This window comes from Pseudomonas sp. Tn43 (genome assembly GCF_014192635.1).
Lineage (GTDB): Bacteria > Pseudomonadota > Gammaproteobacteria > Pseudomonadales > Pseudomonadaceae > Aquipseudomonas.
The window spans coordinates 298,979-313,278 of sequence record NZ_JACHYG010000006.1; the positions used below are offsets into that span (position 1 = coordinate 298,979).

The 14,300-nt window shown below is 58.1% G+C and carries 19 protein-coding genes; 15 read left to right on the forward strand and 4 right to left on the reverse strand.

What is annotated here, in order from left to right; genetic code table 11:
• Positions 1 to 94: 94 nt before the first annotated feature.
• A complete protein-coding gene (locus FHW68_RS17890) occupies positions 95 to 1,114 on the forward strand; it encodes a DNA-binding protein (protein WP_183681893.1) in 1,020 nt (339 codons plus the stop codon).
• Here the strand turns inward: FHW68_RS17890 and gorA are convergent.
• Positions 1,111 to 2,469: a glutathione-disulfide reductase gene (gorA, locus tag FHW68_RS17895; protein ID WP_183681896.1), complete on the reverse strand. Its 1,359-nt coding sequence runs from the start codon at positions 2,467 to 2,469 to the stop codon at positions 1,111 to 1,113. The genes FHW68_RS17890 and gorA overlap by 4 nt on opposite strands.
• Positions 2,470 to 2,596: 127 nt before the next feature.
• Positions 2,597 to 3,436, reverse strand: a complete 840-nt coding sequence (gene galU, locus FHW68_RS17900; protein WP_007900040.1) for a UTP--glucose-1-phosphate uridylyltransferase GalU — start codon at positions 3,434 to 3,436, stop codon at positions 2,597 to 2,599.
• A gap of 280 nt (positions 3,437 to 3,716) precedes the next feature.
• Here galU and FHW68_RS17905 point away from each other — a divergent pair, with 280 nt between their 5' ends.
• Both FHW68_RS17905 and FHW68_RS17910 read left to right on the forward strand, forming a co-directional pair.
• Positions 3,717 to 3,905 (forward strand): hypothetical protein, encoded by a 189-nt coding sequence (locus tag FHW68_RS17905; protein ID WP_095631056.1) that lies wholly within the window; start codon positions 3,717 to 3,719, stop codon positions 3,903 to 3,905.
• Between the two features lie 139 nt (positions 3,906 to 4,044).
• Complete coding sequence (locus FHW68_RS17910) at positions 4,045 to 4,326, forward strand: hypothetical protein (protein WP_095631156.1); 282 nt, start codon at positions 4,045 to 4,047, stop codon at positions 4,324 to 4,326.
• A 156-nt stretch (positions 4,327 to 4,482) separates the two neighbouring features.
• Here FHW68_RS17910 and FHW68_RS17915 read toward each other — a convergent pair whose 3' ends face one another.
• Together FHW68_RS17915 and FHW68_RS17920 are read right to left on the reverse strand one after the other, a co-directional pair.
• Positions 4,483 to 4,713, reverse strand: a complete 231-nt coding sequence (locus tag FHW68_RS17915) for a hypothetical protein (RefSeq protein WP_007935641.1) — start codon at positions 4,711 to 4,713, stop codon at positions 4,483 to 4,485.
• A 72-nt stretch (positions 4,714 to 4,785) separates the two neighbouring features.
• On the reverse strand, positions 4,786 to 5,142 hold the full coding sequence (locus FHW68_RS17920) for a hypothetical protein (protein WP_095631057.1): 357 nt from the start codon (positions 5,140 to 5,142) through the stop codon (positions 4,786 to 4,788).
• Positions 5,143 to 5,354: 212 nt separating this feature from the next.
• Between FHW68_RS17920 and FHW68_RS17925 the strand changes: the two genes are divergently transcribed.
• From FHW68_RS17925 to FHW68_RS17980, 12 genes are all read left to right on the forward strand, one after another.
• Positions 5,355 to 5,657: a DUF1883 domain-containing protein gene (locus FHW68_RS17925; protein WP_007900033.1), complete on the forward strand. Its 303-nt coding sequence runs from the start codon at positions 5,355 to 5,357 to the stop codon at positions 5,655 to 5,657.
• Between the two features lie 23 nt (positions 5,658 to 5,680).
• The gene (locus FHW68_RS17930; RefSeq protein WP_095631058.1) at positions 5,681 to 5,857 is read left to right on the forward strand and encodes a hypothetical protein; all 177 of its coding nucleotides are present in this window, start codon (positions 5,681 to 5,683) and stop codon (positions 5,855 to 5,857) included.
• Positions 5,858 to 5,983: 126 nt separating this feature from the next.
• Positions 5,984 to 6,694 (forward strand): 2OG-Fe(II) oxygenase, encoded by a 711-nt coding sequence (locus FHW68_RS17935; protein WP_183681899.1) that lies wholly within the window; start codon positions 5,984 to 5,986, stop codon positions 6,692 to 6,694.
• Positions 6,684 to 7,364, forward strand: a complete 681-nt coding sequence (gene alkB / locus FHW68_RS17940) for a DNA oxidative demethylase AlkB (protein WP_095631060.1) — start codon at positions 6,684 to 6,686, stop codon at positions 7,362 to 7,364. The genes FHW68_RS17935 and alkB overlap by 11 nt, the downstream gene beginning before the upstream one ends.
• 86 nt (positions 7,365 to 7,450) lie before the next feature.
• Positions 7,451 to 8,536, forward strand: a complete 1,086-nt coding sequence (gene ada / locus FHW68_RS17945; RefSeq protein WP_183681902.1) for a bifunctional DNA-binding transcriptional regulator/O6-methylguanine-DNA methyltransferase Ada — start codon at positions 7,451 to 7,453, stop codon at positions 8,534 to 8,536.
• 108 nt (positions 8,537 to 8,644) lie between these two features.
• Positions 8,645 to 9,709 carry a nitronate monooxygenase family protein gene (locus FHW68_RS17950; RefSeq protein WP_183681906.1) on the forward strand — a complete coding sequence of 355 codons (1,065 nt, stop codon included), beginning with the start codon at positions 8,645 to 8,647 and terminating at the stop codon, positions 9,707 to 9,709.
• A 263-nt stretch (positions 9,710 to 9,972) separates the two neighbouring features.
• Positions 9,973 to 10,731 carry a molybdate ABC transporter substrate-binding protein gene (modA, locus tag FHW68_RS17955; protein WP_183681909.1) on the forward strand — a complete coding sequence of 253 codons (759 nt, stop codon included), beginning with the start codon at positions 9,973 to 9,975 and terminating at the stop codon, positions 10,729 to 10,731.
• Complete coding sequence (gene modB, locus FHW68_RS17960; RefSeq protein ID WP_095631064.1) at positions 10,732 to 11,412, forward strand: molybdate ABC transporter permease subunit; 681 nt, start codon at positions 10,732 to 10,734, stop codon at positions 11,410 to 11,412.
• A 3-nt stretch (positions 11,413 to 11,415) separates the two neighbouring features.
• Positions 11,416 to 12,495, forward strand: coding sequence for a molybdenum ABC transporter ATP-binding protein (modC, locus tag FHW68_RS17965; RefSeq protein WP_183681912.1), 1,080 nt, complete (start codon positions 11,416 to 11,418; stop codon positions 12,493 to 12,495).
• A 76-nt stretch (positions 12,496 to 12,571) separates the two neighbouring features.
• Positions 12,572 to 13,609 carry a DNA topoisomerase IB gene (locus tag FHW68_RS17970; protein ID WP_183681915.1) on the forward strand — a complete coding sequence of 346 codons (1,038 nt, stop codon included), beginning with the start codon at positions 12,572 to 12,574 and terminating at the stop codon, positions 13,607 to 13,609.
• Positions 13,610 to 13,715: 106 nt separating this feature from the next.
• Positions 13,716 to 13,937 carry a hypothetical protein gene (locus tag FHW68_RS17975; protein ID WP_095631067.1) on the forward strand — a complete coding sequence of 74 codons (222 nt, stop codon included), beginning with the start codon at positions 13,716 to 13,718 and terminating at the stop codon, positions 13,935 to 13,937.
• Between the two features lie 130 nt (positions 13,938 to 14,067).
• The gene (locus tag FHW68_RS17980) at positions 14,068 to 14,298 is read left to right on the forward strand and encodes a hypothetical protein (RefSeq protein WP_095631068.1); all 231 of its coding nucleotides are present in this window, start codon (positions 14,068 to 14,070) and stop codon (positions 14,296 to 14,298) included.
• Positions 14,299 to 14,300: the final 2 nt, after the last annotated feature.

The following is a 14,300-nucleotide window of genomic DNA, read 5'->3' on the forward strand; positions in this document are numbered from 1 at the left end:
GCATGATAAATCACGAATTTTTAACTTCTACCATATCATGGTATCGTGCATATATTAGTGGTACGTACCACAGTATCAAATCGTAGGAGTATTCATGGCACGTGGCGGCGTAAACAAGGCATTGGTGCAAGCAGCACGCTCAGCAATCCTCGCCCGGGGCGAACACCCAAGCATCGATGCGGTGCGAATCGAGATGGGCAATACCGGTTCAAAAACCACCATCCATCGCTATATGAAGGAGCTCGAGGACGGCACCGAGCCCGCACAAGCACCTTCCGAGCCTATCGACGATGAGCTGACAAGCCTGGTGTCGCGCCTGGCACAACGCCTGAAAGAACAGGCACAAGAGCCCATCGATCAGGCACGCGAACAGTTCGAGCAACAACGAAAAGAGCTGGACACCCAGCTGCACGAGGCGCACGAAACCAATATCGAATTGCAGCAGCAATACGAAATTCAAAGCCTGGCGCTGACCCAGGAATCGGCAGAACTGCAAGACGCCCGCTCCATGCTGCAAAGCGAGCAGACCCGCAACGCTGGATTGAATCAGGCGCTGGCGGATTTCGAATTACGCTTGCAGGACAAGGAGGAGCAGATTCGCTCGCTGGAAGAAAAGCACCTGCACGCTCGCGAAGCACTGGAGCACTACCGCAATGCCGTCAAAGACCAGCGCGAGCAAGAACAGCGCCGCCACGAAGGTCAGGTTCAGCAGATTCAGATGGAGTTGCGTCAGGCACAACAAAGCGCGTTGGTTCGCCAGGATGAAATCACCCAACTGCATCGCGACAACGAGCGCTTGTTGACGGAAAACCGCGGAACGTTGCGAGAGTTGAGCCTGTCGCAAGAGCAACTCAAGCACACCAACAGCCGACAGGATCAGTTGCTGGAACAGGTCAACCGTATCGACAGCGAACGCACCCTACTCCAGGAACGCTTGCGCATTGCCCTGCTGGAAAATCAGTCACTCAAGCAGAGCATCGACGAACAGTCGCATATCAACAAATCACTGGAAATTGAACTGATCAAGTTGCAGGCAAGCCTGGATGAAAGCGTGCGACTGGCCGCTGTCGTTGCGACAGGGCCAGACGCATCAGCGCCGCGTGAGGACGATTAACTCGCGACCGGCGTACGCATGGTGACAAACTCTTCGGCGGCAGTCGGATGCACGCCGATGGTTTCGTCGAAGTCACGCTTGGTCGCGCCCGCCTTCAGCGCAATTGCCAATCCCTGAACAATTTCGCCGGCCTGCGGACCGACCATGTGGCAGCCCAGGACCTTATCGGTCTTGGCGTCCACCACCAGCTTCATCAAGGTGCGTTCCTGGCACTCGGTCAGGGTCAGTTTCATCGGCCGGAAACGGCTTTCGAAGATCACTACCTCGTGCCCGGCTTCTTGCGCCTCTTCTTCGGTCAGGCCGACAGTGCCGATGTTCGGCAAGCTGAACACGGCGGTCGGGATCATCTTGTAATCCACCGGGCGATATTGCTCGGGCTTGAACAAACGCCGCGCCACCGCCATGCCTTCGGCCAGCGCGACCGGCGTCAATTGCACACGACCGATCACGTCACCGAGAGCCAGGATCGATGGCTCTGCGGTTTGATACAGCTCATCAACCTCGACAAAACCTTTCTGGTCGAGTTTGACGCCAGTGTTTTCCAGCCCCAGATTATCGAGCATCGGACGCCGGCCAGTGGCATAGAACACACAATCCGCCTCCAGCTTACGACCGTCCTTGAGCGTAGCTATCAGGCTGCCATCGGCTTGCTTGTCGATGCGCTCGATGTCGGCATTGAATTGCAGGCCCATGCCGCGCTTGGTCAGCTCTTCCTGCAAATGCTTGCGCACCGCACCATCGAAGCCGCGCAGAAACAGATCACCGCGATACAACAGGGTGGTTTCAGCGCCCAGCCCGTGGAAAATCCCGGCAAACTCCACCGCAATATAACCACCACCCACCACCAGAACGCGTTTGGGCAACTCTTTAAGGAAGAACGCCTGGTTGGAACTGATCGCGTGCTCGTGCCCCGGAATCTGCGGGATCTGCGGCCAGCCACCGGTAGCGATCAGGATATTTTGGGCGGTGTAGTGTTTGCCATCGAACTCGACGGTATGTGGATCGACGATTTTCGCGTGGCCTTCATGCAAGGTCACGCCGCTGTTGACCAGCAGGTTGCGATAGATGCCGTTCAGGCGATTGATTTCGCGATCCTTGTTGGCGATCAACGTCGCCCAATCGAACTTCGCCTCGCCCGGGGTCCAGCCGAAGCCTTGCGATTGCTCGAAGTCTTCGGCGAAGTGCGCACCGTAGACCAGCAATTTTTTCGGCACGCAACCGACGTTTACACACGTACCGCCCAGGTAGCGGCTCTCGGCCACAGCGACTTTCGCGCCGAAACCGGCCGCAAACCGCGCAGCCCGCACACCGCCGGAACCGGCGCCAATCACATACAGGTCAAAATCGTAGGCCATTTCTATCTCCTCGGCAGGCCACCAGCATACCTGCGGGCGGCCGTTGGGCAAACGTTGCAAACTATTTGGGGGCCGGAAAATGAAAAAGCCACCCGAAGGTGGCTTTTCAATACAAGCTCAGGCGCTATCAGTAGGCCTTGCCCGTCTTGTAGAAGTTCTCGAAGCAGAAGTTGGTCGCGTCGATGTAGCCTTCGGCGCCACCGCAGTCGAAACGCTTGCCTTTGAACTTGTAGGCCATGACGCAGCCGTTCTGTGCCTGCTTCATCAGGGCGTCGGTGATCTGGATTTCGCCGCCCTTGCCTGGCTCGGTCTGTTCGATCAGGTCGAAGATGTCCGGGGTCAGGATGTAACGACCAATGATCGCCAGGTTCGACGGCGCATCTTCAGGCTTTGGTTTTTCAACCATGCTGTGGACGCGGTAGATGTCGTCGCGGATCATCTCACCGGCAATCACACCGTACTTGTGAGTTTCTTGCGGGTCGACTTCCTGAATGGCAACGATCGAGCAGCGGAACTGCTTGTACAGCTTGACCATCTGGGTCAGTACACCGTCGCCTTCCAGGTTTACGCACAGGTCATCCGCCAGCACCACAGCGAACGGTTCGTCGCCGATCAGTGGACGACCCGTCAGAATCGCGTGGCCCAAGCCTTTCATTTCGGTCTGGCGAGTGTAGGAGAACGAGCACTCGTCGAGCAGTTTGCGGATACCGACCAGGTATTTCTCTTTGTCGGTGCCCTTGATCTGGTTTTCCAGCTCGTAGCTGATATCGAAGTGGTCTTCCAGAGCACGCTTGCCACGACCGGTGACGATGGAGATTTCGGTCAACCCGGCGTCCAGTGCTTCTTCAACGCCGTACTGGATCAGTGGCTTGTTTACCACCGGCAGCATTTCTTTGGGCATGGCTTTAGTCGCTGGCAGGAAGCGAGTACCGTAACCGGCTGCTGGGAACAAGCATTTCTTGATCATATAAGTCCTTGAAAGGGCTGTGTGTACGAGTTTCGGCGCAGTCTAATCAGGCGGCGTGCACCTTACAATGCCCCGCGCTGGCTAACCGATGCCATCATAGAGAAATATTCTGATGGATAGTTCCGCAGATACATTGCACAACCTCTTATAGATAGCAGAGATCGGCAGATCCGTGCGGCCTCATCGCAAAGGCAATCGGCCCCACCCTACACGCATCGGCACCCGTTGAGGGCATTTGGCGCTATCATTGCGCGATTGAACCAGCCAGCGAGGCAGATAGATGTCGGCAGCAAAAAGCGTTAACGGGTACCTGATCAATCAGGCAAAAGACGGCCAGTGGTGGGTAGACAGCGTCGGCGGCGAGAATATTGCCGGGCCTTTCCCTACACAAGCGTTGGCGATTGAGGTGGCATCGGTGCTGCAAGATCAACCCGCAGGCCCCAAGCGGCGCGGCAAGGACAAGCCTTGAGCTGAACCTGACACGACGCAGCCCTGCCTTTGCGCAGGGCTTTTTTGTGATTGTCCGCAACGAAGTGGCCATTCGCTACAATCTTTCGATGCCGCCGCTGTCACAGCCTTTAGCCTCCATCACCGACGACCACCACGACATGAATAAATTTTTGCCACTGATTGCAGTCCTGGCCCTGAGCGGCTGCGCCACGTCCGAAACCACTTACCTGAAAAATGGCGAACAAGGCCTGAGCATCGACTGCTCCGGGGAAGCCAACGACTGGGCCACCTGCTACGAAAAAGCCGATGCCTCTTGCGCTGGCACTGGTTATCGAATTGTCGGTACCGACGGCACACCTGCGCTTCAGGAAAGCGACAAGACCTTGGGCGTTGACGTCGGCAATTATAAAAACCGCAGCGTGGTAGTGGTCTGCAAGTAGCTCTCCCAATGTCGAGAAACTTGAGCTACGCAAATCCTGTAGGAGCGAGGCTTGCCCGCGAAGAACGATGACGCGTAATACCTGAAAAACCGTGGTGCATTCTTCGCGGGCAAGTCGGATCGCCGCACCGCTCGCTCCTACAGGGTTCTCGCTGCCCTACATATGGATTTCGGCGAATTTGATCCCAAGCCCGCGCACGGTCTCGATCAAATCGTCGAGGCGACTGAAAGACTCGACTTCATCGTTATCATCCACCAGGAAAAAACTGCGCCCGGCGCTTTTCTTGAAAAACACGATCCACTCCCCCGGGTTTGCCGGGTTCTGAATCACGTGGGTGGCAGAGATATGACCCTCTGCATGGCGCTCGCGCACCTGCTCTCGCTTCATGCTTGACTCCAGAAATGACAATGCCGTCAAAGCGCGACTTTGACGGCATCGATGCTGACGAGGGGTAGTTTATCAGCCGGATATGCAAGCAGTGGCGGCATTGCGCACATCCCATGGGCGCAACGGCACATTGGAAATGCGTTCATGCAGCTTGATGCTGCTGCCGCCAGAGCGGTCTTCAATTTCAAATACCGCGGCCGGCCCTGACGAGAACTTTTGCGGCACGATAACTCGCACGCTTTCCTTGTGCGGCTCAATTTGCAGGGCTCCACGGCTATCGGCGAGCTTTCCGACCAGGCATTGGGCGTACTCATGGGGATTCTTGCCTGATATCACGCTCATCGTGGGCAGTGTCTCATTGATGTCCGAGACACTCGCACATCCACCCACTGCCAACGCCAACGGCCCGACCAGCACTCCCCACTTCATACAGAACCTCCGATAAAGACCTTCCGACAGCTCAAATGCTGGTTTTCTCCGAGGCTCACTGCTTTTATCGCTCATAGAATTCCGTATAACTGTTTTAAATTGTCAAAGCGCACCACGAGAGCCGGATAATAACCTGTTCGGGCTGATAAACTGCGTCAATCGCCCATGCTATCGTTTTGATTTTGTAGAAAAAGCCCTTCTGGAGGCGCCCCATGAAATTTATCCACCAGCGCGAGCACCTCAACGAAGACGACATCGTCGTCATTCAATGCTCCCAAATGTGCAACATCCGCTTGATGAACGACGCCAACTTCCGCAGCTTCAAAAATGGCGGCCGTCATACTTATCACGGCGGCGCATTCGACACCTTCCCGGCCCGCATCACCGCGCCAAGCACCGGCTTCTGGAACATCACTATCGACACGGTCAACCGCCGGCCGATCAGCGTCACCCGCAAGCCGACCCTGACGCACTCGATCAAAATCATCCGCCGCTCCAGCTCGAAATTGAGCTGAGCCCACCCCGAAAACAGGCAGGTATGACCGTGGCCCAAACGACCAAATACGTCATCAAATACAAACTCAACGGCGAGCGCCGCTTTGAATTCGCTCAACTGGAAAACGGCACGCAAGAAGAAGCCAAGGCGGCCCTCGACGTCATTCATGGCCAGACTGAAGATGTCATCAGCGAGATCAGCGTGAGCAAAGCGTTGTAATGCGATCTGGAGCGACAACATGGACGTCTGCTCCCCTTTCGAATTAGACCGCAAGCGCCGGAGTGCCCGCTCCCGCCACGCTCACTAAACTGGCCGCCTCGACCTTATGGTCAAGGAGTCAGAACCTTGTTTACCGACCCGATTCATTACGATGCCATCGACTGGGCCAGGCTTGAGCAGCAACTCGACCAGGATGGCTGCGCCCTAATCCGGTCGTTTTTAGACCATCGGACTTGCGATGAAATAAGCGCCCTGTACGACCGACCCGAGCCCTTTCGCTCGAAAGTGGTGATGGCTCGCCACGGCTTTGGCCAGGGCGAATACAAGTACTTCACGTATCCGCTGCCGGAGCCGGTGGTCCGGTTGCGTAGCGCGCTCTACCCTCGACTGGTACCTATCGCCAATCGCTGGTACGAATCCATGGGCCTGCCGACCCGTTTTCCCGAATCGCACGAAGCGTTTTTGCAACGCTGTCATGCCGCCGGTCAGGAACGCCCGACACCTTTGTTGCTGCAATACGGCCCGCTGGATTACAACTGTTTGCATCAGGATTTGTACGGCGAACACGTCTTTCCGCTGCAAGTGGCGATTCTTCTGTCAGAACCGGGACAAGACTTTACCGGCGGCGAATTTGTGCTGACTGAACAACGCCCACGGATGCAGTCGCGCCCGCAAGTCATCGGCCTGAAGAAAGGCGACGCGTTGATTTTTGCCGTGAATCAACGCCCGGTAAAAGGTGTCCGCGGCTATTACCGGGTAACGATGCGTCATGGCGTAAGTCGCCTGCACAGCGGAAAACGGCATACCCTTGGAATCATCTTTCACGATGCGTTATGACCCCATGAGCCCGATTACCCTCGATTTGTTTGCCAACGCCGAACCCGAGCAACAACCCAGACGCGAGCAAATCGGCGAACAATCCTACGTGCTTAGAGGCTTCGCCCTGCCCTGGCTCGACCGGTTGCTGCCGGCACTGGAGGCAATTCTGGCAGCAGCCCCTTTTCGGCAGATGGTCACGCCCGGCGGCTTTACCATGTCAGTGGCGCTGAGCAGCTGCGGCACTTGGGGCTGGACCACCGACCGCAGCGGCTATAAATACACCCGTAACGATCCGCAGACCGGCGCGCCCTGGCCTGAAATGCCCGAGGTGTTTTTTGAACTGGCGCAAGCCGCGGCGAGAGAGGCAGGGTTTATCGATTTCGTACCGGATTCCTGCCTGATCAACCGCTATATTCCCGGTGCCAGGATGTCGTTGCATCAGGACAAAGACGAAGGTTCCTACGCGGCGCCCATCGTTTCGGTGTCCTTGGGCTTGCCGGCGACGTTTCTGTTTGGTGGCTTTGAACGCAGCGCCAAAAGCCAACGCGTGTCGCTGCTGCATGGGGACATCGTGGTCTGGGGCGGCGTCGACCGTTTGCGTTATCACGGCGTATTGCCGATCAAGCAGGGTTATCACCCTCAGTTGGGCGAACAACGGATCAACTTCACCTTTCGTACGGCTGGATGAAACCGTTGAATTCAACCGCAAGACCCGGAGTGTGACGTCTCTGGCGGCTGATTAATCTGCATGAAACGGTCAACGGACATGAAGCCATGACAACTCAATCGACAACAATCGCTACCGAGAACGATCCTCGCTGGGCTGCCGTGATCGCACGCGATTCCCGCGCCGACGGCCAGTTTGTGTATGCGGTGAAAACCACCGGTATCTATTGCAACCCCAGCAGCCTGGCGCGCTTGCCGAAGCCGCAGAATGTCGAGTTCTTCGACACCGCCGAGCAAGCTCAGGCAGCGGGTTATCGCCCCAGCAAACGGGCCGCGAAAGATCAAAGCGACGTCGCCGCACAACACGCCACGACGGTGGCCGCTGCATGCCGCCACATCGAATCCGCCGAGACGCTGCCGGCGCTGAATGAACTGGCGCAGGCCGCCGGCCTGAGCAGTTTCCACTTCCATCGTGTGTTCAAATCTATCACCGGCCTGACGCCCAAGGGTTACGCCACCGCCCATCGCTCACGCAAGGTTCGCGAGCGTCTGGCGGACGGCGGTACGGTCACCGATGCGCTGTATGACGCCGGATTCAACTCCAACAGTCGTTTCTATGAAGCCGCGGATCAAGTGCTGGGCATGAAGCCCGGCGATTACCGTGCGGCCGGGCAGAACAACGACATTCGTTTTGCCGTTGGCCAGTGTTCTCTGGGAGCGATTCTGGTGGCGCAAAGTGAGCGCGGCGTCTGCGCGATTCTGTTGGGGGACGACCCGCATCAATTGGTCTGTGACCTGCAGGACAAGTTTCGGCGCGCCAACCTGATTGGCGCCGATCATGAGTTCGAACAGCTGATCGCTAAAGTGGTGGGCTTTATCGAGGCCCCGGCCCTGGGCCTGGACTTGCCGCTGGATGTACGCGGCACGGCGTTTCAGGAGCGGGTGTGGCAAGCCCTGCGGGACATTCCCGCTGGCAGCACCGCCAGTTATGCCGATATCGCTCAGCGCATCGGCGCACCGAAAGCCGTGCGCGCCGTGGCCCAGGCCTGTGGTGCGAATAGCTTGGCGGTGGCAATCCCTTGTCATCGCGTGGTGCGCAGCGACGGCAACCTGTCGGGCTATCGCTGGGGTGTGGAGCGCAAGCGTCAGTTGCTGGAACGTGAAAACGTGGCTGAGCCCTGGATGCAAAGATAGACCACACATCGCCGCCGCCGACTTTAAGCCAATCTTCAAACTCGACTGGCCTTGCGTCAGTCATTACTGATACAAATTCGCTTCTACCGACGTCGGAGAACACTGCACATGAGTCAATGGCCAGACACCCGCATTCTTGATTTGCTCGGGATCGAACTGCCGATCATCCAGGCTCCCATGGCCGGCGCGACGACGTCAGCCATGGTGATTGCGGTGAGCAACGCTGGCGGCCTGGGCTCGATGCCCGCCGCGATGTTGAGTATTGAGCAACTGCGTGAAGAGCTGAGGACGATTCGCCAACACACCCGGGGCCCGCTCAACGTCAATTTCTTTTGCCATCAACCTCCACTGCCCGATGAGCAACGCGCCCGGGACTGGAAGAATCTGCTGGAACCGTATTACCGGGAATTGGGTGTCGATTTCGACGCGCCGACGCCAGTGTCCAATCGTGCACCGTTCGATCATGCAGCCTGCGAAGTCCTCGAAGAATTTCGTCCTGAAGTGGTGAGTTTTCACTTCGGCTTGCCGGAAAAGTCCCTGCTGGATCGGGTAAAGGCTACCGGGGCGAAAATTCTCTCTTCGGCGACCACCGTCGAAGAAGCCATCTGGCTGGAACAACATGGCTGCGACGCGATCATCGCCATGGGTTACGAGGCCGGCGGTCACCGGGGGATGTTCCTCAGTGATGACCTGAGCAGCCAGGTAGGAACCTTTGCCCTGGTGCCGCAAATCGTCGATGCGGTGAACGTGCCGGTGATTGCGGCGGGCGGGATTGGAGATGCGCGGGGCGTGGCGGCGGCTTTTCTGTTGGGTGCTTCGGCGGTCCAGGTGGGTACGGCTTATTTGTTCACGCCGGAGGCCAAGGTCAGCGCGTCTCATCACAAGGCGTTGCGCACGGCCAAGGAAAGCGAAACGGCGGTGACCAACCTGTTCACCGGGCGCCCGGCGCGCGGGATTCTCAATCGGGTGATGCGTGAACTGGGGCCGATGTGTGACAAGGCGCCTGCCTTTCCCCTGGCGGGTGGCGCATTGATGCCGTTGCGGGCCAAAGGAGAAGCGGATTTCAGCAATCTATGGGCTGGGCAGGCGTTTACATTGGGGGTTGAAATGACTTCGGCAGAGCTGACCCGGCGGTTGGCGGATGAGGCGCTGGCAAAACTAACCCACCGCTAGACACAGAACCTGTGGGAGCGTGCTTGCCCGCGATAGAGCCCTGTCAGTCACACTTAAATGGTCTGATTCACCGCTATCGCGGGCAAGCCCGCTCCCACAGGGATTGTGTTAAACGGCCTCCCGATACACAGCCCAATGGGGCAAGCCCCCTCGCCACAATCCGGTGCCAATGTTGCGCTTTGCATCCGGCAAGTTCCGTTTACAGGCTAATCGCTATATATTCCGCTATATAGCGTTTCACTCGCCTGCCACGGAGCCGCTCCATGTTCATTCCTGCCTCACGTATTGCCCCCGCGTGTCTGATCGCTGTGTTTGTTTTCGGCTCCGTTCGGGCGGATGAAGTCCAGGTCGCTGTTGCCGCCAACTTTACTGCGCCAATCCGAACCATCGCGGCTAATTTCGAGAAAGATACCGGGCATAAACTGGTCACCTCCTTTGGGGCAACCGGCCAGTTCTATACCCAGATCAAGAACGGTGCGCCGTTCGAAGTGTTCCTCTCGGCAGACGACGCCACTGCGCAAAAACTCGAGGCCGAAGGCGACACGGTCAAAGGCTCGCGCTTCACCTACGCTGTCGGCACCCTGGCGCTGTGGTCGGCCAGGGACGGTTATGTCGACGCCCAGGGCAAGGTGCTGAGCGAAAAACAGTATCAGCATCTGTCCATCGCCAATCCGAAAGCCGCCCCGTATGGCCTGGCTGCCACTCAAGTGCTGGCCAGGCAGGGCCTGACCGACAAGGTCAAAGACAAGCTCGTCGAAGGCCAGAACATCACCCAGGCTTACCAGTTCGTTTCCACTGGCAATGCCGAACTCGGTTTTGTGGCCTTGTCGCAGATTTACAAAGACGGCAAAGTCACCAGCGGTTCGGCCTGGATCGTTCCGGCCGATCTGCATGATCCGATCAAACAAGACGCGGTGATCCTCAATAAGGGCAAGGACAACCCCGCCGCCAAGGCACTGGTTGATTACCTCAAAGGCCCAAAAGCCGCCGCCGTCATCAAATCCTACGGTTACCAACTCTAAATGACGCTATCGAGTGCCGACTATTCAGCAATCTGGCTGACCCTGAAACTGGCGTCCCTGACGACTGCGATACTGTTGGTCATCGGCACTCCGATTGCGTTATGGCTGTCGCGTACCCGGTCCTGGCTGCGCGGCCCTATCGGAGCAATCGTTGCCCTGCCCTTGGTGCTGCCGCCGACAGTGATCGGTTTCTACTTGTTGCTGGCGCTCGGTCCAAACGGCTGGATCGGTCAATTTACCCAATCGCTGGGCCTCGGCACCCTCACCTTCAGTTTTGCGGGGCTGGTGATCGGCTCGGTGCTGTACTCGATGCCGTTCGTGGTCCAACCCCTGCAAAATGCTTTTGCCGCCATCGGCACTCGCCCACTGGAAGTGGCTGCAACCTTGCGGGCCAATCCCCGGGATACGTTCTTCAGTGTAGTGGTGCCGTTGGCCCGTCCCGGCTTCATCACGGCGGCCATTCTCGGTTTCGCCCACACCGTCGGCGAGTTCGGCGTCGTGCTGATGATTGGCGGCAACATTCCCGACAAGACCCGCGTGGTCTCGGTGCAGATCTACGACCACGTCGAAGCCCTGGAATACGCCCAGGCTCATTGGCTGGCCGGGGCGATGCTGGTGTTCTCGTTTGTGGTATTGCTGGCGCTCTACTCCAGCCGTAAAACCAAAGCGGTCTGGAGCTGATCGATGATTCATGCGCGCCTGAAACTCAATTATTCGGGATTCTCCCTGGATGTCGCCCTGCAACTGCCCGGCCGAGGGGTGACGGCGCTTTACGGCCATTCCGGCTCGGGCAAAACCACGTGCCTGCGCTGCATCGCCGGGCTGGAACGCGCCGAGCAGGGTTTTGTTCAGGTCAACGATGAAGTCTGGCAGGACAGCGACAAACGGATTTTCGTCCCGCCGCATAAGCGCGCCCTGGGTTATGTTTTCCAGGAAGCTAGTCTGTTCCCACATTTATCGGTGCGGGGCAATCTTGAGTTCGGTCTCAAGCGCATTCCTCGCCAACAGCGGCGGGTCGACGTGGCCCATGCCACTGAGTTGCTGGGGATCGGCCATTTGCTGGAGCGCGATCCGCAGAACCTTTCTGGCGGCGAGCGCCAGCGGATCGGCATCGCTCGCGCCCTGCTCACCAGCCCGAAACTATTGTTGATGGACGAACCGCTGGCGGCGCTCGATACCCAGCGTAAAAACGAAATCCTGCCGTACCTGCAACGGCTGCATGACGAACTGGATATTCCCGTGCTGTACGTCAGCCATTCCCAGGATGAAGTCGCGCGGCTTGCCGACCACCTCGTTCTGCTCAACAACGGCAAGGCTTTGGCCAGCGGCGCCATCGGCGAAACCCTGGCCCGGCTCGATCTGCCGCTGGCGCTGGGCGACGATGCCGGCGTGGTGATCGAAGGGCATGTCAGAACCTATGACGCTGACTATCAATTGTTGACCTTGCAGCTGCCCAACACGGAGCTGAGCATTCGGGTTGCCCATTCATCGATGGCCGAGGGCCAGGCACTGCGCTGCAAGGTCCAGGCGCGGGATGTCAGCCTGAGCCTGCAAGGCGTGGAGCAAAGCAGCATTCTTAATCGCCTGCCGGTCACAGTGATCAGTGAAATCGCTGCCGATAACGCCGCCCACGTGCTGATCCGCCTGAACGCAGCGGGCACACCACTGCTGGCGCGAATTACCCGTTATTCCCGGGATCAACTGGGCGTACATCCCGGGCAGCAACTTTGGGCGCAAATCAAAGCGGTGGCGGTTCTGGCCTGAATCCGTCGGCACCCCGACGATGGCGCGTGGTCAATGGCTTAACGCCCCCATGATTCGTCGCCCAGGATTGCCCGACATGCCAGATACCGCGTTGCCCGATGTTCTGCCGCCCGACCTGCATTACGTCGATGACAGCCAGCCCGGCATCACCCGCAAGCTTCTGCGCGGCAAGTTCTGCTACTTCGACCCGGCGGGTCAGCGCATTACCGATCCGGATGAAATCAAACGGATCAATGCACTCGCGGTGCCCCCCGCCTACACCGATGTGTGGATTTGCCCCGACCCACGCGGCCATCTGCAAGCTACCGGCCGCGACGCTCGTGGTCGCAAGCAATACCGTTATCACCCACGCTGGCGCGAAGTGCGCGATGCTGACAAATACTCGCGTTTGCGGGACTTCGGCCTGGCCCTGCCGAAACTGCGCAAACAGCTTGAAACTCTGCTGGCGGCCCCCGGATTCAGCCGCGACAAGGTCATGGCCACAGTGATTACCTTGCTCGATGCGACGCTGATCCGGGTCGGCAACACCCAATACGCCCGGGACAACCGCTCATATGGCCTGACGACCCTGCGCAACCGCCACGTCGAGGTCAACGGCAGCGCGATTGTGTTCCAGTTTCGCGGCAAGAGTGGCATCGAGCACCAGATCACCGTAAAGGACCGGCGCCTGGCGCGGATCATCAAGCGCTGCCTGGAGATTCCCGGGCAAAATCTCTTTCAGTATCTGGATGAAAACGGCGCGCGGCACACCATCAGCTCCTCCGACGTCAACGCCTACTTGCAGACGCTGACCGGCGCTGATTTCACTGCCAAGGACTACCGCACTTGGGCTGGCAGTGCACTGGCATTGGCGGTGTTGCGCGAGTTGCAGTGGGAATCGGAAGCCGACGCGAAGCGGCATGTCGTGGAAATGGTCAAGAACGTCGCCCGGCAGCTGGGTAACACTCCAGCGGTTTGCCGCAAGTGCTACATCCATCCGGCGGTTGTCGATGGTTTCATGCAGGGCGCCTTATCGAAACTGCCGCGATCCAGAGGGCGTAAAAGGTTGAGGGCAGAAGAAGTCGCATTGGCTGTGCTTCTGGAGAAGCTTATCGAGACGGCTGAAACACCCTAAGCGCTCTTCGAGGCGAACTAAACCGACGAACTGACCTGCCCTTTTTTTGCGTGATTGCAAAGGGCTTCTATGCTTGACCTGAACACGAATAGCTTCGGGTGACGCCATGGAAGACATTTTCGTTGTGAAGCGCTGCAACAAGATCATCATTCATGGCCGCCGGGCCGGAGAAGCTGATCACCCGCCACCCGATGCTGCCGTCTGGTATCGCATCGCCGATACCCGTACTCGCGGCTTCATTGGTGACGGCTTCGATCTTGAAGAGGATGCCGCGCGCGAATGTCGGCGGCTTAACGCGGTCAGCTCGCCGAAATCCCGGCTGGCCTGAAGCTGGTCTGTTTTGTTTCCGGGTCTATACTTAAAGGTGCTGAAGGATCGGCGACCCATCGGCAGAAAGCTCGCTCCCCGCGGGCTTTTTGTTGCCCTTTACCCGATTTCTTTGAACGGAGGTGTATGTCATGTCCGAGAAAGAGTCCATCACCACCCTGCTTACCCTGCTTGACTCCCGTCAGGCGCGCCTAGCCGCTGCCTGCAAGGAAATCGCCGATTGGGTTGATAATCAAGGAGGGCATCCGACAGCCCTCAGGATTCGCGATCGTCTGAATGACATCGAGAAAGACACGCCGCAGATTCGCAGCGCCCTGTCTTCACTGAAATCTGTCGAGCCGCCGCTTCCTCGGTTCAGATGAGT

Bases quoted from the DNA above. Each gene is read 5' to 3' on its own strand.
- FHW68_RS17890 (WP_183681893.1), top strand. From the start codon at position 95: ATGGCACGTGGCGGCGTAAACAAGGCATTGGTGCAAGCAGCACGCTCA.
- gorA (WP_183681896.1), bottom strand. From the start codon at position 2,469: ATGGCCTACGATTTTGACCTGTATGTGATTGGCGCCGGTTCCGGCGGT.
- galU (WP_007900040.1), bottom strand. From the start codon at position 3,436: ATGATCAAGAAATGCTTGTTCCCAGCAGCCGGTTACGGTACTCGCTTC.
- FHW68_RS17905 (WP_095631056.1), top strand. From the start codon at position 3,717: ATGTCGGCAGCAAAAAGCGTTAACGGGTACCTGATCAATCAGGCAAAA.
- FHW68_RS17910 (WP_095631156.1), top strand. From the start codon at position 4,045: ATGAATAAATTTTTGCCACTGATTGCAGTCCTGGCCCTGAGCGGCTGC.
- FHW68_RS17915 (WP_007935641.1), bottom strand. From the start codon at position 4,713: ATGAAGCGAGAGCAGGTGCGCGAGCGCCATGCAGAGGGTCATATCTCT.
- FHW68_RS17920 (WP_095631057.1), bottom strand. From the start codon at position 5,142: ATGAAGTGGGGAGTGCTGGTCGGGCCGTTGGCGTTGGCAGTGGGTGGA.
- FHW68_RS17925 (WP_007900033.1), top strand. From the start codon at position 5,355: ATGAAATTTATCCACCAGCGCGAGCACCTCAACGAAGACGACATCGTC.
- FHW68_RS17930 (WP_095631058.1), top strand. From the start codon at position 5,681: ATGACCGTGGCCCAAACGACCAAATACGTCATCAAATACAAACTCAAC.
- alkB (WP_095631060.1), top strand. From the start codon at position 6,684: ATGCGTTATGACCCCATGAGCCCGATTACCCTCGATTTGTTTGCCAAC.
- ada (WP_183681902.1), top strand. From the start codon at position 7,451: ATGACAACTCAATCGACAACAATCGCTACCGAGAACGATCCTCGCTGG.
- FHW68_RS17950 (WP_183681906.1), top strand. From the start codon at position 8,645: ATGAGTCAATGGCCAGACACCCGCATTCTTGATTTGCTCGGGATCGAA.
- modA (WP_183681909.1), top strand. From the start codon at position 9,973: ATGTTCATTCCTGCCTCACGTATTGCCCCCGCGTGTCTGATCGCTGTG.
- modB (WP_095631064.1), top strand. From the start codon at position 10,732: ATGACGCTATCGAGTGCCGACTATTCAGCAATCTGGCTGACCCTGAAA.
- modC (WP_183681912.1), top strand. From the start codon at position 11,416: ATGATTCATGCGCGCCTGAAACTCAATTATTCGGGATTCTCCCTGGAT.
- FHW68_RS17970 (WP_183681915.1), top strand. From the start codon at position 12,572: ATGCCAGATACCGCGTTGCCCGATGTTCTGCCGCCCGACCTGCATTAC.
- FHW68_RS17975 (WP_095631067.1), top strand. From the start codon at position 13,716: ATGGAAGACATTTTCGTTGTGAAGCGCTGCAACAAGATCATCATTCAT.
- FHW68_RS17980 (WP_095631068.1), top strand. From the start codon at position 14,068: ATGTCCGAGAAAGAGTCCATCACCACCCTGCTTACCCTGCTTGACTCC.